The organism is Kitasatospora sp. NPDC059817, assembly GCF_042731835.1.
Classification (GTDB): domain Bacteria; phylum Actinomycetota; class Actinomycetes; order Streptomycetales; family Streptomycetaceae; genus Kitasatospora.
In genome coordinates, this window is record NZ_JBHWIR010000420.1 from 1 (window position 1) to 1694 (window position 1694).

Genomic DNA, 1694 nt, shown 5'->3' on the forward strand with positions numbered 1-1694 from the left:
AAGTCGACGCTGACGTTGTCGAGGGCCACGACGCGGGTCTCCCCGTCCCCGTAGACCTTGTTGAGGCCGGTGGCGCGGGCGGCCGCCAGGCCGGTCCGGACGGCGGTTGCGGTCGACGTGGTCACGGGGGTGCTCCTTGGTGGTCGCGGGCTGCGGGAGACGCGCTGGGCGCCTGGACGGCCGGGCCGCCAGGGGCGCCCGGCCGTACCTCCATGCTCCGCCGCGTGATCATGAGTTCTCGTCGCTCCGCCGGACGGTTGGCCTGACCACCGCTGGGCGTACGGCCAGGTGACGCCCTCCTCCTGGGGTATGACGCCGACCCTGAGCGCCGGGCGGTGGCCGGAACTCATGCACTTCGTGGCCGAATTGCGGACTGTTCGTCAGATCGCAAGGAAACATGACAACTTCCCTGGCTGGGAACATGCGAAAGGGTGAGCCGGGCGACTAGGCTCTGGGGTGGCCCGCACCGGGGGTGGAGCGCTTCTTCTCCGGCCGATGGAGGGGTCCGTCCTCAGGACGCCCGGATGGTGGAACGCAGACACGGGCAGCTTAAAACTGCTTGGCCGCGAGGCCGTGCCGGTTCGAGTCCGGCTCCGGGCACCGCTCGACTCGCGGGGGCGCCGACGGCGTCCCCGCCGGGAGTCGATCAGTGATCCTCCTCGCGGCGTATCCCGATATTTTTGCCAAGCCATTACCCTGGTGGCTGGGCGGTGCAGTGCCGCCACGGAGGGAATGTGCAATGAGAAGCAGCAACCCGGTCTTCTCGCGGGAGGGGTCCTTCACCCGCGAGCCCGGCTACGCGGGGTTCGGTACCACCACGCAGGCCGGGGGCCAGTACGGCAACAACCCCTACGCGGGGACCCCTTACGCCCAGCAGCCTCAGGCGCAGGGCCCGCTGACCGACGAGCAGCTGTACGAGATGTACAACGGGCCGTCGGCCGGCCCCGCCGCCACCGGGCGGATGACGCTCGACGACGTGGTCGCGCGCACGGCCATGACGCTGCTGACCCTGGTCGCCGGCGGTGCGGTGGCCTGGTTCGCGCTGCCGTTCGAGAACTACGGCTACGCCGCCGGCGCCTCGATCGTCGCCTTCGTCGTCTACCTGGTCATCGCCTTCAAGCGCAGTGTCAGCCCGCCGCTGATCCTGACCTACGCGGCGCTCCAGGGCTTCGCGCTCGGTGCCGTCTCACACGTCTTCAACACCATGCTGAACGGCATCGTGCTCCAGGCGGTGCTGGGTACGGCGGCGGTCTTCGCGGCGATGCTGTTCGCCTACAAGAGCGGCAGGATCCGGGTCACCGCGCGCTACCAGCGGATCGGCATCGCGATCGCCATCGGCTTCGTGCTGCTGATGCTGGTCAACATGGTCGCGATGGCGTTCGGCGCCGACATGGGCCTGCGCTCGGGCCCGCTGGGCATCGTGGTCGGCCTGGTCGGCATCGCCCTGGGCGCGTTCTTCCTGTCGCTGGACTTCGCGGCGGTCGAGGAGGCCATCGCCCAGGGCGCGCCGCAGCGCGAGTCCTGGCGGGCCGCCTTCGGGCTGACCCTGTCGCTGGTCTGGATCTACATGGAGATGCTGCGCCTGATCGCGATCCTGCGCGGCGACGACTAATCGCGGTCCCGCCGTACCCACTGCCGCCGGGCCCCCGGAGCGGTAGACCAGCCGGGCGGGGCGGACGAGGTGAGGCCCAGGG

Annotated in this window: 1 protein-coding gene and 1 tRNA gene; both read left to right on the forward strand. The window is 70.2% G+C overall.

The annotated features are described in order from the left end of the window. Nucleotides 1-518: 518 nt before the first annotated feature. Nucleotides 519-600, forward strand: a tRNA-Leu gene (locus ACFV61_RS35905). A 139-nt stretch (nt 601-739) separates the two neighbouring features. After that, a complete protein-coding gene (locus ACFV61_RS35910; RefSeq protein WP_380346468.1) occupies nt 740-1612 on the forward strand; it encodes a Bax inhibitor-1/YccA family protein in 873 nt (290 codons plus the stop codon). Nucleotides 1613-1694 lie beyond the last annotated feature (82 nt).